Raw genomic sequence first — 17,935 nt, 5'->3', positions numbered from 1 at the left:
GACCTCTCTTTCAGCAGATTCGGGGAAGGGGGTCGCCCACGAGCATGTCGACGATGCGGGTGCCGCCGAAGGCGTTGCGCACTGCCACGATGTCGGAGGGGCTTGCGACAACTTCGCCGATGATCGCGGCACTCCCGCCCCCGGGCAGCGCCCGCAGGGCAGCGAGCCCGGCATCCGCGACATCGGCGGGAACGACCGCAGCGAACATCCCCTCGTTGGCGACGTAGAGGGGATCGATCCCGAGCATGTCGCACGCGCCGCGAACGACCGGGGCAACCGGCACTGCTTCGTCGTCGACGATCACTCCGCGCCCGGATGCCTGCACGAGCTCGTTGAGCACGGTCCCCAGGCCCCCACGCGTGGCGTCTCTCATCCAGCGGGTCTGCGGCGCGGCATCCAGCAGAGCCTCGACGAGTCCATTCACGGCACGGGAATCGGATGAGATTTCGGCGTCGATGGCGAGGTTCCCCCGCGCAAGCATGACGGCCATTCCGTGGGCGCCGATGGGTCCCGACACGAGGATGCGATCGCCCGGTTCGACGAGGTCGGCTCCGAGTCGACGGCCCGCGGGGAGCACCCCGACGCCGGCCGTCGTGATGAAGAGCTTGTCGGCAGCGCCCCGCGGCACCACCTTGGTGTCGCCGGCGACGATCGCCACGCCGGCCGTGTCAGCTGCAGCCCGCATGTCGGCGGCGATCTCGCGGAGTGTCTGGACGGGAAGACCCTCTTCGATGACGAAAGCCGCGGTGAGAGCGGTGGGCACCGCACCGCTGACGGCGAGGTCGTTGACGGTGCCATTGACGGCAAGATCGCCGATGCTCCCGCCGGGGAAGCGGATCGGGTTGACGACGTAGGAGTCGGTGGTCATCGCAATGCGTCCCGCCGGCCGCTCCAGGACCGCGGCGTCGCCCGGGTCGCCCGGTGTGGGAGAGCCGAATGCTTCGAAGAAGACGGCGTCCACCAGCGCCGCAGAGGCCTTGCCCCCTGCTCCGTGTGCCAGGGTGATCACCTCGTCGATCAGCCGCGGGCGGCGCCGGCGGAATGCTTCGATGCGCGCGAGGACCTCGTCTTCTGACTCGTTGAGCCGGTTCTTTCCGCGGCGACCCGTGTCAGCTGCCGTGGCGTCGGTCGTCATGACATCACCTCCGCGGCGATCGGGACGGGCACCTCGGGTGGTAACGGCACCGTCGCGATCGCCATCCCGGCGTGGATGAGCACGAGATCGCCCGGCCTGACGTGTCCAAGGATCGTGACATCGACATCCTCCTGGCCATCCGCGGTACGCACGCGCGCCGGAGCGAACAGGACGGGTGGGGCCGCGAGGACCTCTCCGAGCCGACCTTCGTCGCTGCAGGTGATACAGACCTCGTCGGTGCACTCCACGATGGCCGGTTGCAGCGCGGCAGGGTCTTCTCGCAGGTCGTCGGCGAGGGCGAGGATGCCGGGCACGACGACCTCGGCGTCGCCGGCGACGCACACGGTGGCCATGCCATCGGCGGGACGCTGAGCATCCCCCACCCAGATCCCCGCGACCCCCCATGCGGGAAGGCGCGCCAAGAGCCGATCCCGGTCGGCGAAGGCGCCGACGATGATCGCGGCATCCCCCGATCGCGCGGTAGCTCGCAGGATCTCGACCGCGTCGCCCTGCCCCGCGGCCCGGACACCGGAAAGCGCTGCAGAGTCATCGCCGACGACATGCACGGTGCCGCCGAGCACCTGGGCGCGGGCCACGTGGACGGCGGCGATCCGCAGGTCGCTTGCGGGCGCGGCGCTCACAGCCCGATCCTTGCGTCGTGGGCGATCGCACCGTCGGCGTCCACGACACCGGCATCCTGCATCGCGCTCATCACCTGGGTGACCTGATCGGCCGGAACGCGGGTGAGCGCGAACCCGGCGTGCACGATGACGTAGTCGCCGACCTGGAGGTCGGGAAGGAAGTTGAGCTTGGCGGTACGGCTCTCGCCGGCGAAGTCGATCTCGGCGACGATCGCGCCGTCGGGTTCGACCCAGCGGTCGGTGATCCTGCCCGGAATCGCAAGGCACATCGGGCTCACTCCCCTCTGCCGGATGAGCCGGCAAGCATCAGGTGTCCGGCAAGGGCCTGCCCGAGGCTCAGGCCACCGTCTCCGGCGGGAACCCGACGGTGGAGCATCGTCGGGACCCCGTCGCGGGACAGTCTAGATCCGACCTCGTTCAGCAGCACGCGGTTCTGTGCGACGCCGCCGGTAAGACCCGCCACGTCGGCGCGGCCGGAGCTGACGAGGTCGGTCAGCGCCGTGGCGATCCAGGCAGCGACGCCGTCGTGGAATCGCCGCGCCAGACACGCGACCGGTTGTCCCGCGCGCATCCGCTCAACGACGTCGGCGACCAGCGCGGGCAACTCGGCTGCCGCATCCGGATGCCCGCCGTGCTCGCAGGCGCCGGCAGCAGCCTCGAGTTCCATCGCCGCCTGGGCTTCGTAGGTGATGCGGTGACGGATGCCCAGAATCGCCGCGACAGCGTCGAAGACCCGCCCGAGACTTGAGGTGGCGATCACTCCGACGGGCTCTGCTGAATCCAGCTGTGCACGTACGAGAGCCAGTTCCGCGGGTGGAGCATCGGCGGCCACGGGGATGCCGGTGCCATCGATCCCCCAGTCGCGCAGCAGCCCGACAGCGACGCGCCAGGGGCTGCGGGCAGCGGTGTCCCCACCAACCAGCCGGAAGCATGGGACGTGCGCGACGCGCTCGTACTCGAGCGGGTCAGCCCCGACGAGCAGGATCTCGCCACCCCAGATGGTGGAGTCCTCACCCCACCCGGTGCCGTCGACAGCGGCTATCGCGACCCGCGTGCCGACCGCGTCGTGTTCGGCGAGAAGGCTCAGGGCGTGAGCGTGATGGTGCTGGATCTGCACGAAGGCGGTGCCGGTCCGATCAGCATGCCGCTGGGCCCACCGCGTCGTCGCGTAATCGGGGTGCAGATCCGCGACCAGAAGAGCCGGCGAACTGCGGTGCAGCCCTTCGAACTGTGCGACGCCGCGCTCGAAGGCTTCCTGGCACGCGAGCGAACCCATGTCTCCGACGTGCGCCGACAGAAACGCCCGGTCATTGCGCACGATCGCGAACGTGTTCTTGAGCTCACCTCCGACGGCGAGGACCACGCCACCACCGGACGAGGGGGAGAGACGAATCGGTAGCGGGGCGTACCCGCGACTGCGCCGGAGCGGAATCAGGTCGCCGCCTGCGCCACCGGCGAGCAGGACGGAGTCTTCGACGGGAACGTGGATGCCGCGGTCGTTGGTCACGAAGAGGTCGGCGATCCCGCCGAGCAGCTCGAAAGCGTCATCCTCGCGGAAGCACAGCGGGTCACCTGATACGTTGCCGCTGGTTGCCACCACCACGTCGGCCGGGTTCAGCAGGAGTTCGTGCACCGCGGCGGAGGGAAGCATGATGCCCACCCGCGACAGCCCGGGAGCCACGGACGGCGCGAGATCGGCATCCGTCGCCGTGTCGGCGATGACGATGGGGCGGGCCGGCCCCGTCATCTCGCGGGCAGCGGCCGCATCGAGGTGCGCGATGCGCGAAGCCTCCTCGATCGAGCCGGCCATCACCGCGAAGGGCTTGCCGGGCCGGCGCTTGCGCTCGCGCAACCGGCGGACAGCAGTCTCGCTGCGGGCATCGCACATCACGGTGTAGCCGCCGAGGCCTTTGACCGCCACGATGCGCCCGTCCGCGAGAGCACGTCGCGCGGCGGCGAGCGTCTCCGCTCCGGTGCACAGGGAACCTCCGGCGGCATCCGTGAGCGTGAGCGTGGGTCCGCAGTCAAAGCAGCTGATCGGTTGGGCGTGATAGCGCCGATCGAGCGGGTCCTCGTACTCGGCGCGGCATGCTGCGCACATCGGAAAGACCGACATGGTCGTCAGCGGCCTGTCGTAGGGGAGGTCACGGATGATGCTCAACCGTGGTCCGCAGTTCGTGCACGTGATGAACGGGTAGCCGAAGCGTCTGTCGCCTGGGTCTCGGAGCTCGCGGCGGCAGTCGTCGCAGCATCCGACATCGGGCGGGATGAGGGTGCGCACGCCGTCCGCGCGACGACTCTCGACGATCCGGAAGTCGCTCTCTCCCGGGATGGTGTCGCGATCGGCGGTGGTCACCTCGTCGATGACAGCCAGGACGGGCGCCTGCTCACGCACCTCGCGCAGAAAGCCCGCGACGGCGGCGGCCGTCCCCTGCGCCTCGATGAACACGCTTTCGTCGTCGTTGCCGCACCACCCGGTCACGCCGTGCGCGGCAGCGACTCGCGCAACGTGCGGGCGAAACCCGACGCCCTGCACGACACCGCGCACCGTCGCGGCTACGCGGACGCTGGGCACGACGGCGGCGCGCAGGCGCGCCGTGTCAGTGCCCGCCGCAGCCACAGCCCTCGGGGCCGCATGCGCTGGCCCCGGTCCCGCAGGCACCCGTCGGGGCGGCGCTCGGCCCGCGCAGCAGCGATTCGAGACTCACGAACGCAACGGGACGAGCGCTCGCTACCGGCGCGGGCGCCGTCGCCTCGGCGGTGGCGGCGGGGTCCGGCATCCGGATGATTCCGTGCATGCCGAGCAGCATCCGCACTGCCGGATCGTCGACGAGGTCGAAGAGGAGCTCCTTGCCGCGGGGATCTTCCCGCAGAGCCCGCACGATCGTGGTGAGCGCCTCCTTCGAGAGGGCGTCGAGGGCCAGCGCGAACTCTTCGGCCACGGCACGACTGTCGGGATCGAGCCGGCTGATGGCAGCGACCGCCGCGTCCAGTCTCGCGGCAGTCGTTTCGAGGGTTTCAGCCTCGAGGGCGTCAGAGTCTCGCGTGTCAGCGTCGAGCATCGTCATCGGATACCTCCCCATTCGTTCCGGCGTGCGGGCGTCATGCCGGGCTCCCCGCCGCCACCAGCTGATCGCGGAGGTCCCGCACGATCGCAGCCGAGTTCTCGTCGCCCTTCGAAGCGAAGAGGAACTCCGCCTCGTCGAAGCGCCCCCGCGCATCCTCGAGGAGCCCGAGATGGGCAAGGGCATTCCCCTGGTTCGAGAGCACCCGGGCGCGCCCGAGAGCGTCCTTCTTCGGCGACCTGGTGCGAAGCACCACCTCGTAGAGGTCCACAGCTTCCATGAGGTTGTCACGCTGGCGCGCAGACGGCGCATAGACCAACGCATTGGCGAGATTCAGACGAGCGCTGGCCCATTCCTCGGCGTCGTCCTTCTCGTCCAGCAACCGTGCAGCGGTACGCAGCGACTGGATCGCTATGCCCACCCGCAGCATGTCGGCATCCGACATGACGGGCGCCGCCAGGTACGCGGTGCCGAGGTTGAGGTGCACGCGGGCGAACAGGGGCCGATTCTCGCCCTCATCGAGGTGCCGGAGCGCCTCGGTGTAGCCCTGGATCGCTTCGGTGAGAGAGCGCCGCCCCTCGATCGCCATTCCGTGGACAAGCCCCGCGCGGTGGTAGAGGGCTTCGGCGTACGCGGCGCGGAGGTCGGTGCCCTTCAGCAGCGCGACTGCCTCGTCGGCATCGGCGAGATTGTGTCCACGACCGGCGAGCTCGCTGAGGATGACGCCCGCGAACGCGGGAGCGACGCCCCGGACGTGGTCGGCGGCGGCGCGCAGACATTCGACAGCCTCGTTCTCGTCGCCGTCATCGAGCGCGTGGGCTGCCTGCGCGGTGAGGATCAGTGCGGCAACCTCGCCGGTGGAGCTACCGACCTCGGGCGGGATGCTGGTCTGCCCGAGCGTGAAGGCGACATGATCGACGAGCGGCCGCCACTGGTCCCCGAGCGCGGCAGTGACATCGGTTCGCGCAATGCTGTCAGGGTCGACGACGAAGAGGTTGTAGCGGTCGACGGGTCGGTCGGATGCTGCGAAGACCGCGGCAGCATCCTCGACCCGCCCCTCGTAAGCCAGACGCACACCCTCAAGCGCTGACGGCCAACTCTCGGGCAGGTGACCGGAAAGCAGAGACTGCCGCGCGGCATCCGTGTCGGCGCCGGCTATCAGCAGCAGACCGGCCGGCAGGGCGAACGCTCCGAGAGGCTGTGGGCGGTCGATCTCGGTCATCGGGAACCCTCTTCAGTAATGGTCAGGCGGCGACGCTTTCGCGACCATTGTGCTCCCACGAAACCCACCGGGTAGTCATCGGCGAGCGCTTCGCGAAGGAGGACACTGCGGTCGCCCGCGACATTGCGCTGCTTGAGCATCAGCCCACCCGACGCGGCCACACCGACCGGCATCACCACGATCTCGCCGGTGGGCGCACGAAGGGCGGCGATCCGGTCATCCGGAAAGTGGGCGCGGGCGAACTCCGCGGGAAGGCGCAGGTGTCCCTCGGGAGTGAACTCGACGGTGACCTGCTCGACGTCCTCAGTCATCGATCTGCTCCTCCAGGGCGGCGATGCGCTCACGCACGATTCCGAGCGCCCGTTCGATTGCCGCGTCCACGGCGGGGCTCAGGGGCGCACCGAAGGCGAAGGAACCGCCCTCGATGAGCAGGACATCGATGTCGGCAGGCATGAGCGGCCCCAAGAGCCACCGACCGAAGGCGATCGCGTGATCCCATCGGAAGTCGTGGCTTCCCATCGCACCAGCCGGCGGGAGCTCCGCGACGACATCGCCGGGTACCGAGAACAGCGTCCCCGGTTCGGCCCCGGTGCTCGACGCGTCGATGATGAGCACCCGGTCGGCGTGGCGCATCTCGAATGCGACACCCATTCCGCTCGTCCCACCGTCGGCGATCCGGATCCGCTCCGGAACCGGCCCGGAGTCCCACAGGCGTCTGATCAAGACCGGTCCGGCCGCGTCATCCCCACGCAGGATGTTGCCGCACCCGATGATCAACAGCTCGACGCGCGAACTCTCGTCACCGTCGTCGATCAACCGCCACGGCTCGACCGCCTCGTCGGTATGAACGGCCGCGCCCGCCTTCACCTCTTGTCCCTCGCTCAACACATGTTGTTGATGACGAACGACGACATCTCTCGCCCCGTCTTGCCGTCGTAGGCGTGCACCGTGCACACCAGGCACGCGTCGAAGCTGCGGGTGACGTGACCGAGCTCGACGGGGTCTTCGAGGTCGTACACCGGGGCGCCGATCAGGGCCCTCTCGATCGGACCGACGACGGCATCCTTATCGCGTGGCCCGATGTTCCACGCGCTCGGGGTGATGACGTTGTAGTTGGCGATCTTGCCGTCCTCGATGACGATCCAGTCCTGCAGCGCGCCGCGAGCAGCCTCCGTGCCGCCGTAGCCGCGCGCCGACACCGGGTCGGTGGGCTCGGCGAAGAACGAGCCGTGCAGGTCGATCTGGTTCAGCCAGTTCTTCACGAGCTTGTAGTACTTCGCGGCCTCGTGCATCCGCGCGAGCTGACGCACCAGAACCGAGGGCCCCTTCTTGGCCATGACGTCGGTGAACAGCGGGTCGTAGTCCTGGAAGTCCTTCGTCTGCGGCTTGCCTGCCACGACCTGCCGCGCGAGCGGCCCGGCTTCCAGTGGCAGCCGGCCGACCCCGGGCACGTCATAGCGCGGAGCTTTGGCGAAGGAGTACTTGTCTTGCTTGGCACCGAGCTCGGGGTCGATCGCATTCTGCTCCCCATCGAAGGGATGCACGACGTCATCCCCGCGATAGAAGGAGTGCGCGACATCCTCGCTCACCCGCGCCTGGTCGTACTCGTGGTGCGCGCCGTTCGCGTAGACACCCGAGCGCACGACAAGTGCATCGTTACGTCCCTCGATGGTGGGGTGATCGTAGGATGCCGGGTCGAAGTAGGTACCGGCGGCGATGTAGTTGCCCCACCCTTGTCCGTACAGGTCGAGCCCGATGTCCAGGGCGTAGCGGATGAAGAAGCCGCAGTCGGAGTCACGGTGGGCGTCGCTCTCGTCGACCCAGGCCAGGATGTCTTCCCACGTCTTGTTCTCGAGCCACCGGTCGACGGTGCAGCCGAGCCACTGCTTCTCGAGCCACGCGTTCTTCCAGTTATCGAGGATCGCGTGCGAGCGGGTCACGTCACTGAGGGTCGGAGCGCCCATGATGCCACCGGGCACCATGAACGACGAATGCGGCCACTGACCGCCGAAGATCGCGTAGATCTCGACGGGCTTCTGACTGAGCACGACACCCGGCTGGTAGCTCGTGCCGACGTAGGCCGAGAACCGCCGGCACGCCTCCTCGTAGAGGGGCGAGTCCTTGTACTTCTCGTGCGTGAGGTCGATCGCGAAGATCGCATAGAAGTAGCGCGGAATCGACTGCAGGGTCTCGACTGCCTGACCGATGTTGCGAACGAGCGTCGCGTTGTGGGGCACGAACGTCTGGAACGCGGTGTCCAGCGCGTAGCACGCCTTGTAGAGGTGGCTGCCGCCGCAGATCCCGCAGATGCGGGGCGTCATGATCAGACCCGCGCGCATGTCTTTGCCCCGCAGGATCGTTTCGAACCCGCGGAACATCATGGCCTGCGTCCAGGCATCCGTCACGACACCGTCTTCGATGGTGACGCGCACGTCCAGGTCGCCCTCGACGCGGCCGAGGGGGCTGACGTGCAGATCGACGGTAGAACTCATGTGCTGGGCCTTTCGGGCTAGACGACGAACATGTCCTCTTTGGACCACTTGGGCGCGGAGATCCGCGCCGCGGCAGCCATGGCCATGTAGGTGACGTGGTCCTCTCCGGGCGGGAGGTCCTTCGGGATGGCGCCGGCGATCAGCTGCGTCTTGAAGACGGAGCCGGGCATCAGGTCGGCGAACGGGAACTCGGGTTCCGTGCACCCGAGGCACGGCATGCCCGCGCGGGTCTTGGATGACTGGCGGTTCCACAGGATGCGGTTGCACGGCGCGTGGGTCATCGGCCCGCGGCATCCGAATTCATAGAACAGACATCCGGTGCGCGTGCCCTCCCCGAAGCTCATCGTGGACTGCTTGAACTCGAAGAACGTGTTGCGCGTGCAGCCGTTGTGCACGAACTGGGTGAAGAAGGTCTGGGGCCGGTTGAGGTCGTCGAGCGCGATGTCTCCGACGCGGCCCGTGGCCAGCGCAACGATGATCTGCGTGATCCAGTCGGGGTGGGCGGGGCAGCCGGGGATGTTGATGACGGGAAGTCCCGACTTGCTGCGCCAGTCGGCACCGAGGAATCCGCCCTTGGCCTTGCGGTGGAACTGCAGACCTGTCGAGTCACTGGGGTTGGGCGCGACGGCGGGAAGACCGCCGAAGCACGCGCAGTCGCCGATGGCCACGACGATGGATGCCGCCTCGGCAAGGTCTGTCACCCAATCCTTCATGGGTCGATCGGCGAACATATCGAAGCGGCCCGTGCCGTCGGGGCCTTCGATCACCGTCCCCTCGAACACGAAGATGTCGAGCTGGCGCTTGCCCTCGACACAGTCCTTGAAGATCTTCTGGGCGTTCTTGCCCATCTCAAGGCCCGTCGTCGGGTGCCAGAGAATCTCAAGCCCGAAGTCGACGATGAGATCGACCACGCTCGGCTCATCCGCGTTGAGGAACGACATCGTGTTCCCCGAACACGCCCCGCCCTGCAACCACAGCACGCTGGTCATGCCTGCTCTCCTTCCGTTGCGGTGGCCTCTCCCTCTTCACGGAGGGAGCGACCGAGTTCCTTGACGATCCGCAGCGCGAAGGCAAGCCCTCGCCTGACGTCGGGGTCGCGGGTCATCCCGCTGATCGCGATGATGCTCGGCGGTTTCTGCTCAGCCTCGGCCTGCGCCTGCTCGGTGGCACGGCTGACGCCCCCGGCCACCCGTGTCAGCAGATCAAGAAGCGCCGGGTCGAGCAGTCCCGAGGATCCGATCTTCTCGACGAGGTCGGCATCTGCCACGTGCTCCAGAACCGGAATCGCCTGGTCGGCGACCTTCAGGAGCGCAGGACCTGCCGCAACTGCCCGCTTTCCGACCGGGCTCTCGGTGACCATCGCCACGGCTTCGTGGTAGCTGGTCGCGACGTTCTCGACGATGTTGTCGGAGTGCGCGAAGAAGCCGCCGACGACATCGAGGAGACCCGCGACGAGCTCAGCGTTGTCGAGCAGGTGGTTGAGGGCAGCGACGGTCTCTGGATCACCGAGCCGCTGGCGAAGGCGCTCGGCCTCGATGTCGGCGCCGGTGATCATCTTCGCGTCGTCCGGCGAGAGCACAGTGCTCATACGGCGTCCTCCGATCGGGACACTCCGCGACGAGGTGTCCTGGCACGAATGTATCCCCGCCAGGTGTTGCGTAGCATCCGGAATGCGCAGGGTTTATCCTCAGAGCGATCCCCTGGAGGACAGATGGCCCGTCCCCTGCGCACGCCGCCGGCGCTGGCGAGTGCCCCCTCGGTGCGCACCGACGACCCCCGGCGTCTCGCCGGCGAACTCGGGACTCTCCTCGGGGAGGGCACCGTCGCCGTCCACGACAACCGCGCGAGTCTCGACGGCGCGCTGTTCACGCGGAGCTTCGACACGATCTCGTTGGGCTACCTGGATATCGGGACCCCCACCACGATCGACATCCCGGTCACCGCCGACGCCGTCACGGTTTGCATGAACCAGGGCGGAGCGCTCGCGGCGCGCGTGGACGGAGTCACGGTGCACACGACGACGGTTCAGGCGATCGTGCTCTCACCGCGCACGGCGGTGCGGCTGGAGATGACTCCCGAATCTCCCCAGCTCCTCGTCCGCCTCGAACGTCATGCCGTGGAGGCAGCCGTGGCTCGCACCCTCGGCCGGCGCGTCAGCGAACCGCTGCGGTTTGAGCCGCTGTTCGATCTGAGCTCTCCCGAAAGCATCCGGTGGAGCATCGCGGTGCAGCTGCTGAGCACCGAATCCATGACCGATTCGTCGCTGCTGACCCTGCCCCTGGGTCGACAGAGCGTCGCCGACCTCCTGGTCGCATCCCTGCTCCTGCTGCAGCCCTCGAACTATTCCAGCTCGCTGAGGCGACAGGCAACGTCGGGTCTCATGGTTGACGCCCTCGCCTACATCGAGCAGCATCTGGCCGAGCCGTTCTCGCTGGCGGTCCTTGCCCACGCGGTGCATGTCTCTCCGCGCCATCTGCAGCAGACCTTCCGCGACCGCCTGGGCACAACGCCGTCAGGATACGTTCGCGACCAGCGACTGCAGCGGGTGCGCATCGATCTGACGGATGCCGACCCCAGGCGCGGCGCGACAGTCGCGGGGATCGCCCAGCGGTGGGGGTTTACCCACGCCGGCCGGTTCGCGAACGAGTACCGCGACCGCTTCGGAGAATCGCCGTCTCGCACCCTTCGCGGCGCGTGATCACCCTGGCGCGTTCCGCCGGAGCGCCGATTGGATCTAGGGTGAGGGCATCCCCACCGGTGGGGTCGGAGGGCCGGATGCACGAGCTGTCGTTGTGCCGATCGATCGCTGCGATCGCTGAGCGTTCGAGCGCGGGCCGCCCCGTGCTCTCGATCCAGCTCGATGTCGGTCAGCTCCGCCAGGTGGTGCCCGACACTCTCGTGTATTGCTGGGGCATCGTGTGCGAGAACTCGCCATCGCTGTCCGGATCGCGGCTCGAGGTGACCTCGATCCCGGCCATCGTCACGTGCCGCGAGTGCTCCACGGATTCGACGATCGAGGGCGTGCCGATCCTCGTGTGCGCGTCATGCGGAAGTGGATCGGTGGTCGTACGATCTGGGGAGGAATTCCTCGTCCGGTCAATGGAGGTCGGCGAAAAGGAAGGGAAGACCGATGGGTCGCTTTCACCGCCACGATGACGGAACCGTGCACGCTCACGATCACCACGATGATGGGCACTCGCACGAGCATTCGCATGGCGATCATGACCACCCGCATGATCACGAACACGACGACCACATCGGTGATCACTCCGGCTACGAGACGGGCGCTGAGCGCATCGACGTGCTGGAGCGGATCTTCAGCGAGAACGATGCTGCGGCCGACCGCAACCGCCGGGCCCTGGATGCCGCATCCGTCGTCTCGATCAACCTGATGTCATCTCCGGGCGCCGGCAAGACCACGCTCCTGGAGCGGACGCTCGCGGAGTTGGAAGGGCGCGTGCGCGTCGGGATCGTGGAGGGCGACATCGAGACAGCCCTCGACGCTGATCGCCTCGACGGCTACGGTGCGCAGATCTCGCTCTTGAACACCGGAAACGGGTTCGGCGGCGAGTGCCACCTTGACGCCCCGATGGTCGACCGGGCTTTGCGCGGTCTCGAGCTCGAGAACCTCGACCTCGTCGTGATCGAGAACGTCGGCAACCTCGTGTGCCCCGCCGAGTTCGACACCGGGGCTCACCATCGCGCGATGGTCGCATCCGTCACCGAGGGCGAGGACAAGCCCCTGAAGTATCCGGTTATGTTCCGGTCGGTGGACGTGGTCGTCGTGAACAAGACCGACCTCCTGCCCTACCTCGACTTCGACCTCGACCTGTTTCTCGCGAACGTCCGTGCCGTGAACCCCACAGCACGGATCATCCTCACGAGCGCGAAGGCAGGCGACGGCCTCGCCGACTGGTTCTCCTGGATCGCGGAGATCACCGCGCCGGCCACCGCTCCCGCCCGGGGCTGACCCGGGACGGAAGGCCTCAGGCGATCTCGCCGGCGGCGACGACCTCGGCAAGACCCGCGACGCGCGACAGGTGGTAGACCCCGTACGCGTCTGCTTCACGGATGCGGCGCGCATCGGCATCCGTCTGCGCGTCGTGCGCGAGGGTTGCCGCGAGAATCCGTGCATGCATCAGCCCGCCAGCCACGAAGCCCAGGAGCATGAGGTACGGGACGCTGACGGCATATGCGTCGCGCGTCATCCCGAACGCGATCAGCTGTGCCGTCGCTTCCTCAGCAGATGCACGGGCCCGCTCGAGTCGCGCCGCGGTCCGTGCAGCGACGGGGTGGTCGAGTCTTTCGAGCGTGGCGATCGCTTCGGCGGTCTCGCCGAGGACGCGGCCGACTGTCGCGCCACCATCACGGATGACCTTGCGGCCGATCAGGTCGTTGGACTGGATGGCCGTGGTGCCCTCGTAGATCGGCATGATCCGGGCATCGCGGTAGTGCTGGGGCGCGCCGGATTCCTCGATGAAGCCCATGCCGCCGTGCACCTGGATCGCGTCGGACGTGATCCGCAGAGCCTCTTCGGTGGTCCAGCCCTTGAAGATCGGGACGAACAGTTCGGCTAGGCGGAGGCTGTCGGCATCCGTCGCCCGGTCGAACAGGTCGCCGACGTGGACGCCGAGGGCCCGCATCGCACTGATCTCGCTCGCCATCGACAGCAGGAGGCGACGGACGTCGGGGTGCTCGGCGATCGGGGTCCCGGCAGGACGATCGAGCACAGCACCTTGCATACGCTCTTGCGCATATGCCCGCGCGCGTTGGTAGGCGCGGTCGCTGATTCCCGTGGCCTGGAGCCCCATGCCGACACGGGCAGAGTTCATCATGACGAACATTCCGGCAAGACCGCCGTGAAGCTCTCCGACGAGGAAGCCCGTCGCTCCCTCATACTCGAGCACGCAGGTCGGGCTGCCGTGGATGCCGAGCTTGTGCTCGACCGAGACCGTTGTGACGGCGTTGCGTTCCCCGGGGTTTCCAGCAGCGTCGGGCAGGAACTTCGGCACGACGAACAGCGAGATCCCCTTCGCACCCTCGGGGGCATCCGGCGTGCGAGCGAGCACGAGATGAACGATGTTCTCGGCGACGTCGTGGTCGCCCCAGGTGATGAAGATCTTCTGACCCTTGACCGCCCAGGTGCCGTCGTCGTTCGGGGTCGCCATGGTGCGGATCGCGCCGAGGTCTGTGCCGGCCTGGGGCTCCGTGAGGTTCATGGTGCCGGTCCACTCGCCGCTGACGAGCCGCGTGAGGTACTGCTCGCGCAGGTCGTCGGAGGCATAGGCATCCAGGGCGTGGATCGCCCCGGTGTTGAGGGCGCTGCACAGCGCGAACGCGGTGTTGGCGGCGTTCCACATCTCGCCGAGTCCCGCTTGTACGAGCGCGGGCAGGCCATCGCCGCCGGCAGACTCGGGCGCTTCGGCGGTGATCCAGCCCGCCTCAACGATCGCGCGATAGGCCTCGGGGAACCCGGCTGGCGTCTTCGCCTGGCCGTCGAAGACCGTCACTCCCTCGCGGTCGCCGGATGCGTTCAGCGGCGCCAGCACCTCGGATGCGAGCTCCCCCGCCGCAGACAGCGCGTCGACGGCATCCTCTGCGCTCAGGGCTCCGCTGGTGGCGCGCGCCACCAGATCGGTGCCGAATGCCTCGGCGAACAGGAACGCGTAGTCATCGACGGGAGGAACGTAGGCGGAGGTGTCAGCCATGACGAACTCGCTTTCAGAGGTGGGACTGCGACTCATCATAGATGACACTGCGTCTCATTGCGCGTGAGTGGACGCCCTGCCTCGCTAGAGGATGCCGCGCTCCATGGCTACCGTCACGGCGTGGGTTCGGTCGGCGACCTCGAGCTTGTCGAAGATCTTCAGCAGGTGGGTCTTGACCGTCGACTCGCCAATGCCGAGATCAGCGCCGATGAGCTTGTTGCTGCGACCACGCGCCACAAGCTGCAGGACCTCGATCTCGCGCGGAGTAAGCGTGACAGATGCCGCAGGCTCGCGCATCCGCGACACCAGCCGCGCCGCCACAGCCGGCGAGAGCGCCGTCTGCCCCGTCGCGACCAGGCGGATCCCCGCGACGATCTCGTCCTGCGGCGCTGCCTTGAGCAGGTAACCGGCAGCTCCCGCCTCGATCGCCGCCAGGATCTGATCGTCGCTCTCATACGTCGTGAGGATGAGCACGCGCGGCGCGTCGGCGCCAAAGGCGACGATGCGAGCCGTCGCTGCAACACCGTCGATCACGGGCATCCGCAGGTCCATGAGCACGACATCCGGCTTCTCGCGTGCTGCCAGCTCGACCGCCTGGGCTCCATCGGCCGCCTGACCGACAACCTCGAAGCCTTCCTCATCGGCGAACAAGCCGGCGAGCCCCGCGCGCACGACGGGATGGTCATCGGCGATCAGGAGTCGGATCATGCCGCGACTCCGGCCGGCGGGAGCAGGATCGTCAGCGTCGCGCCGTGGCCGGGTGCCGATTCCACCTCGACGTCCCCTCCCGCGAGTGTCGCGCGGTCGCTGATGCCGTCGAGCCCGAATCCAGTGCGGGCGGCCAACGGGTCGAAGCCGACTCCGTCGTCGCGGACAGTCATCCGGATCCCCTCGCCATCGTGGGCCACGGTCACGAGGACCACGGTTGCCCGCGCGTGCTTTCGGACGTTGGCGAGAGCCTCTTGCAGGCAGCGCAGCAGAACGACCTGCTGCTCACGATCGAGATCCACGCCGGCTGAAACCTCGACATCAATCGCGAGGCCGACCTCTGCCCGGAAGCGCGCGGCCAGCCGCTCGATCGCTGCCGCGAGAGCGTCATCGGCGGGAACGGCAGCCATCCGCGCCACGAGCGCGCGGGACTCAGCGAGCGCCTCGCGCGCGGTCTGCTCGATCGTCGCGATCGTCTCGGCCGCTGCATCCGTTCGCCCGTCCCGCGCTTGCCGGCCCGCACGCTCGCTCAACAGGACGAGGCCCGCGAGGGTCTGCGCCAGCGTGTCGTGGATGTCACGAGCGATGCGCTCCCGCTCCTCCGCCGCACCCCGGTCCCGACTGAGCGCCTCGACCTGGGACTGCGCCGCGGTCAGCTCCGTGACCAGACGTGCCCGCTCCTTCCCATACTCGGCGATGCTCGAGATCCATAGGCCGAGAGCGGTAGCGAAGACGACTGCTAGACCCCCCGAGAGGATGCCTTCCCAGAGCGACTCGATCGTGAAGCCGCCGTGAGCCACGAATCCGACGAAGACACCGAAACCGATGGCGATGGATCCGAGAACGCCTCCTCGTCGGGTGTCGACCGAGACCCACACGAGGGGATACGCCAGAGTCTGGAGCATCGCCATGAACGGGGCAGCGGTCACGCCGATTCCGATGGAAATGGTCACGAGGACGACGAATACGACGGCCAGCGGCGTGCTGCTGCGCTGCCGTAGCCTCCGACCGAAGCCGAAGTAGGCGATGACCAGAAGCGCCGCGGAGGCAGCGACCAGCATCCGATCGAGACCGTCGAGTTCCGACAGGATCAGGATGGGGGCGACGATGGCTGCCGCCACGATCGGGACGACGAGATCCCACCATCGCGATTCGCTCATCATCACCCCTTCGCCCGGCTCACGCGTAACCGCCCCAGGCTACGCGTCGCGTCGGATCCACCGGAAGGTGAGCCGGCTGATGATGAGGCCCACGACAAGCCAAATCAGCAGCGCGATCGCGACACCGCCGAGGTCCCACGCTCCGCTCTGCTCGAGGGTCGCGTACTCCGGTGGCAGGAAGACCGCCCGCATGCCCTTGGCCATCCACGCCAGGGGGAAGAGGTTCGCAACGTTTTGCAGCCACTCGGGCAGCAGCCAGAAGAACATGTAGACGCCCGAGATGAACTGCAGCACGAGGGCTACGGGGATGACGACGGCCGAGGCGCTCCGGGCGCTGCGGGGGATTGCCGAGATGGCGATTCCGAGGAACGCTGAGGTCGCAAGTCCCAGGACGAACACCCACGCGAAGGTCAGCCACGACTCCACGTCGGACGGCAGCGGCACGCCCAGCACGAGCCCCGCAAACACGAGCAGCACAGCTGCCTGCACGGTACCGGTGACCAGCACCTGCCCGAGCTTGCCGATGAAGTAGCTCACCGGCGACAGCGGTGTGCCGCCCAGTCGCTTGAGGGTGCCATCGTGCCGTTCGAGGGCGATATCGATCGCGAGGTTCTGCAGGCCCGACAGCAGCACACCGGCCGCGAGCATGCCCGGGAGGTACATCTGTGCCGCCGAGAGAGCCGGCAGCCCCTGCCCATAGCTCTGATCTCCGTCACCGCCGAAGACGGTGCTGAACAGGGCGAGCATCAGGATCGGGAAGAGGAACGTGAAGAAGATCGTCTCGGGTGAGCGGGTGTAGCCGCGGATCTCGAACCCGATACGACGGATGCCGTGGCGTACCGCGTGCATCGGGCTGAGCCGGGCCGGAGCGAGGGTGAGAGCGGTCATGACAGTGTCTCCGAGGTCGAAGAGGTGGGTGAGGATGCCGGGGTGACTGCCTCGTCCGGGGTGGCCGCGGCGTCCGGGTCGACCATGCCGAGGTAGATGTCTTCCAGGGTGGGGCGACGGATCTCGAGCTCGTCGGGCTCACCGCCGAGGCGCTCGGCGAGCGACCGGGCGAAGGCCCAGGGCGCGGGGGTGCTCTCGGTGTGCAGCGTGCCACCTTCGCGCCATGTGACGCGCGGCATCCGGGCGTCCTCGCCGCCGAACGTGGCGATGGGCCCGATCGCCTGCAGAAGTCCCCGATCGATGACGGCGACCCTGTCGGCCAGCTGCGCCGCCTCATCGAGGTAATGCGTCGTGAGCAGGATCGTGGTGCCTTCGCCCTGGAGCCTGCGGATGAGACTCCAGAACTCCCGACGCGCCTGCGGGTCGAATCCGGTGGTCGGCTCGTCGAGAAAGAGGAGTTCAGGGTTTCCGATGATGCCGAGCGCGACGTCCACGCGTCGCTGCTGCCCGCCGGAGAGCTTGGAGATTCGCGTGTTCGCCTTCTCTTCGAGTCCGACTGCAGCGATCACCTCCTCCACGTCGCGGGGGCGGGGATAGTAGCCCGCGAACTGACGCAACTGCTCGCGCACGGTGAAGGCTCCCGCCTGGCCGGTGGTCTGCAGCACAATGCCCAGCCGCGCCTTCCACGCCAAGCCGGCGTGTCCGGGGTCGTCCCCCAGCACCGTCACCTCTCCGCTGGTGCGACGGCGGTATCCCTCGAGGATCTCAACGGTGGTGGACTTGCCGGCGCCGTTGGGGCCGAGCAGGGCGAAGGTCTCACCTCGGATGATGTCGAACGACACGTCATCGACGGCAGCCCGCGATCCGTAGGTCTTGCGCAGGTTCCGCACCCGCACCGCAGCGTTTTCCATGCCTC

The 17,935-nt window shown here is 67.9% G+C and carries 19 protein-coding genes; 3 read left to right on the top strand and 16 right to left on the bottom strand.

Going from position 1 to position 17,935, the window contains the following annotated elements:
• Positions 1-10 precede the first annotated feature (10 nt).
• From hypE to BGO47_RS07270, 11 genes are read right to left on the bottom strand one after another with little or no spacing between them, the layout of a single operon-like run.
• Positions 11-1,135, bottom strand: a complete 1,125-nt coding sequence (hypE, locus tag BGO47_RS07320) for a hydrogenase expression/formation protein HypE (RefSeq protein ID WP_292710030.1) — start codon at positions 1,133-1,135, stop codon at positions 11-13.
• A complete protein-coding gene (locus BGO47_RS07315; RefSeq protein WP_292710028.1) occupies positions 1,132-1,776 on the bottom strand; it encodes a hypothetical protein in 645 nt (214 codons plus the stop codon). Before BGO47_RS07315 ends, hypE begins: the two co-directional genes overlap by 4 nt.
• Positions 1,773-2,045 carry a HypC/HybG/HupF family hydrogenase formation chaperone gene (locus BGO47_RS07310; protein ID WP_292710026.1) on the bottom strand — a complete coding sequence of 91 codons (273 nt, stop codon included), beginning with the start codon at positions 2,043-2,045 and terminating at the stop codon, positions 1,773-1,775. Before BGO47_RS07310 ends, BGO47_RS07315 begins: the two co-directional genes overlap by 4 nt.
• Positions 2,046-2,050: 5 nt before the next feature.
• Positions 2,051-4,396, bottom strand: a complete 2,346-nt coding sequence (gene hypF, locus BGO47_RS07305; RefSeq protein WP_292710024.1) for a carbamoyltransferase HypF — start codon at positions 4,394-4,396, stop codon at positions 2,051-2,053.
• On the bottom strand, positions 4,377-4,844 hold the full coding sequence (locus BGO47_RS07300; protein ID WP_292710021.1) for a hypothetical protein: 468 nt from the start codon (positions 4,842-4,844) through the stop codon (positions 4,377-4,379). Before BGO47_RS07300 ends, hypF begins: the two co-directional genes overlap by 20 nt.
• Positions 4,845-4,878: 34 nt before the next feature.
• Positions 4,879-6,063, bottom strand: coding sequence for a hypothetical protein (locus tag BGO47_RS07295; protein WP_292710019.1), 1,185 nt, complete (start codon positions 6,061-6,063; stop codon positions 4,879-4,881).
• Entirely contained in the window at positions 6,060-6,374 is a 315-nt protein-coding gene (locus BGO47_RS07290; RefSeq protein WP_292710017.1) for a hypothetical protein, read from the bottom strand. The genes BGO47_RS07295 and BGO47_RS07290 overlap by 4 nt, the downstream gene beginning before the upstream one ends.
• On the bottom strand, positions 6,367-6,930 hold the full coding sequence (locus BGO47_RS07285; RefSeq protein ID WP_292710015.1) for a hydrogenase maturation protease: 564 nt from the start codon (positions 6,928-6,930) through the stop codon (positions 6,367-6,369). Before BGO47_RS07285 ends, BGO47_RS07290 begins: the two co-directional genes overlap by 8 nt.
• A gap of 14 nt (positions 6,931-6,944) precedes the next feature.
• Entirely contained in the window at positions 6,945-8,555 is a 1,611-nt protein-coding gene (locus BGO47_RS07280; protein WP_292710013.1) for a nickel-dependent hydrogenase large subunit, read from the bottom strand.
• A 17-nt stretch (positions 8,556-8,572) separates the two neighbouring features.
• On the bottom strand, positions 8,573-9,544 hold the full coding sequence (locus BGO47_RS07275) for a hydrogenase (RefSeq protein ID WP_292710011.1): 972 nt from the start codon (positions 9,542-9,544) through the stop codon (positions 8,573-8,575).
• On the bottom strand, positions 9,541-10,143 hold the full coding sequence (locus BGO47_RS07270) for a DUF1641 domain-containing protein (RefSeq protein ID WP_292710009.1): 603 nt from the start codon (positions 10,141-10,143) through the stop codon (positions 9,541-9,543). Before BGO47_RS07270 ends, BGO47_RS07275 begins: the two co-directional genes overlap by 4 nt.
• A 123-nt stretch (positions 10,144-10,266) precedes the next feature.
• Between BGO47_RS07270 and BGO47_RS07265 the strand changes: the two genes are divergently transcribed.
• From BGO47_RS07265 to hypB, 3 genes are all read left to right on the top strand, one after another.
• Positions 10,267-11,253, top strand: a complete 987-nt coding sequence (locus BGO47_RS07265) for an AraC family transcriptional regulator (RefSeq protein WP_292710007.1) — start codon at positions 10,267-10,269, stop codon at positions 11,251-11,253.
• A 77-nt stretch (positions 11,254-11,330) separates the two neighbouring features.
• Complete coding sequence (locus BGO47_RS07260; protein ID WP_292710005.1) at positions 11,331-11,711, top strand: hydrogenase maturation nickel metallochaperone HypA; 381 nt, start codon at positions 11,331-11,333, stop codon at positions 11,709-11,711.
• Positions 11,686-12,525, top strand: a complete 840-nt coding sequence (hypB, locus tag BGO47_RS07255) for a hydrogenase nickel incorporation protein HypB (protein WP_292710003.1) — start codon at positions 11,686-11,688, stop codon at positions 12,523-12,525. The genes BGO47_RS07260 and hypB overlap by 26 nt, the downstream gene beginning before the upstream one ends.
• 16 nt (positions 12,526-12,541) lie before the next feature.
• Here hypB and BGO47_RS07250 read toward each other — a convergent pair whose 3' ends face one another.
• The 5 genes from BGO47_RS07250 to BGO47_RS07230 form a co-directional block, all read right to left on the bottom strand.
• Positions 12,542-14,263: an acyl-CoA dehydrogenase gene (locus BGO47_RS07250; RefSeq protein ID WP_292710001.1), complete on the bottom strand. Its 1,722-nt coding sequence runs from the start codon at positions 14,261-14,263 to the stop codon at positions 12,542-12,544.
• Positions 14,264-14,347: 84 nt separating this feature from the next.
• Positions 14,348-14,971, bottom strand: coding sequence for a response regulator transcription factor (locus BGO47_RS07245; protein ID WP_292709999.1), 624 nt, complete (start codon positions 14,969-14,971; stop codon positions 14,348-14,350).
• Positions 14,968-16,131 (bottom strand): sensor histidine kinase, encoded by a 1,164-nt coding sequence (locus BGO47_RS07240; protein WP_292709997.1) that lies wholly within the window; start codon positions 16,129-16,131, stop codon positions 14,968-14,970. The genes BGO47_RS07245 and BGO47_RS07240 overlap by 4 nt, the downstream gene beginning before the upstream one ends.
• 39 nt (positions 16,132-16,170) lie before the next feature.
• Positions 16,171-17,019 carry an ABC transporter permease gene (locus BGO47_RS07235; protein ID WP_292709995.1) on the bottom strand — a complete coding sequence of 283 codons (849 nt, stop codon included), beginning with the start codon at positions 17,017-17,019 and terminating at the stop codon, positions 16,171-16,173.
• Complete coding sequence (locus BGO47_RS07230) at positions 17,016-17,930, bottom strand: ABC transporter ATP-binding protein (RefSeq protein ID WP_292709993.1); 915 nt, start codon at positions 17,928-17,930, stop codon at positions 17,016-17,018. The genes BGO47_RS07235 and BGO47_RS07230 overlap by 4 nt, the downstream gene beginning before the upstream one ends.
• Positions 17,931-17,935 lie beyond the last annotated feature (5 nt).

The sequence above is a fragment of the Microbacterium sp. 67-17 genome, assembly GCF_001898325.1.
GTDB classification, from domain to species: domain Bacteria; phylum Actinomycetota; class Actinomycetes; order Actinomycetales; family Microbacteriaceae; genus Microbacterium; species Microbacterium schleiferi.
This window is presented reverse-complemented; position numbering and strand designations above follow the sequence as displayed.

What these genes read in the sequence shown, in the direction of transcription:
- BGO47_RS07245 (WP_292709999.1), bottom strand. Translation starts at nt 14,971, where the DNA reads ATGATCCGACTCCTGATCGCCGATGACCATCCCGTCGTGCGCGCGGGG.
- BGO47_RS07250 (WP_292710001.1), bottom strand. Translation starts at nt 14,263, where the DNA reads ATGGCTGACACCTCCGCCTACGTTCCTCCCGTCGATGACTACGCGTTC.
- BGO47_RS07295 (WP_292710019.1), bottom strand. Translation starts at nt 6,063, where the DNA reads ATGACCGAGATCGACCGCCCACAGCCTCTCGGAGCGTTCGCCCTGCCG.
- BGO47_RS07270 (WP_292710009.1), bottom strand. Translation starts at nt 10,143, where the DNA reads ATGAGCACTGTGCTCTCGCCGGACGACGCGAAGATGATCACCGGCGCC.
- BGO47_RS07235 (WP_292709995.1), bottom strand. Translation starts at nt 17,019, where the DNA reads ATGACCGCTCTCACCCTCGCTCCGGCCCGGCTCAGCCCGATGCACGCG.
- BGO47_RS07230 (WP_292709993.1), bottom strand. Translation starts at nt 17,930, where the DNA reads ATGGAAAACGCTGCGGTGCGGGTGCGGAACCTGCGCAAGACCTACGGA.
- BGO47_RS07260 (WP_292710005.1), top strand. Translation starts at nt 11,331, where the DNA reads ATGCACGAGCTGTCGTTGTGCCGATCGATCGCTGCGATCGCTGAGCGT.
- hypE (WP_292710030.1), bottom strand. Translation starts at nt 1,135, where the DNA reads ATGACGACCGACGCCACGGCAGCTGACACGGGTCGCCGCGGAAAGAAC.
- BGO47_RS07240 (WP_292709997.1), bottom strand. Translation starts at nt 16,131, where the DNA reads ATGAGCGAATCGCGATGGTGGGATCTCGTCGTCCCGATCGTGGCGGCA.
- hypB (WP_292710003.1), top strand. Translation starts at nt 11,686, where the DNA reads ATGGGTCGCTTTCACCGCCACGATGACGGAACCGTGCACGCTCACGAT.
- BGO47_RS07265 (WP_292710007.1), top strand. Translation starts at nt 10,267, where the DNA reads ATGGCCCGTCCCCTGCGCACGCCGCCGGCGCTGGCGAGTGCCCCCTCG.
- BGO47_RS07310 (WP_292710026.1), bottom strand. Translation starts at nt 2,045, where the DNA reads ATGTGCCTTGCGATTCCGGGCAGGATCACCGACCGCTGGGTCGAACCC.
- BGO47_RS07290 (WP_292710017.1), bottom strand. Translation starts at nt 6,374, where the DNA reads ATGACTGAGGACGTCGAGCAGGTCACCGTCGAGTTCACTCCCGAGGGA.
- BGO47_RS07300 (WP_292710021.1), bottom strand. Translation starts at nt 4,844, where the DNA reads ATGACGATGCTCGACGCTGACACGCGAGACTCTGACGCCCTCGAGGCT.
- BGO47_RS07275 (WP_292710011.1), bottom strand. Translation starts at nt 9,544, where the DNA reads ATGACCAGCGTGCTGTGGTTGCAGGGCGGGGCGTGTTCGGGGAACACG.
- BGO47_RS07280 (WP_292710013.1), bottom strand. Translation starts at nt 8,555, where the DNA reads ATGAGTTCTACCGTCGATCTGCACGTCAGCCCCCTCGGCCGCGTCGAG.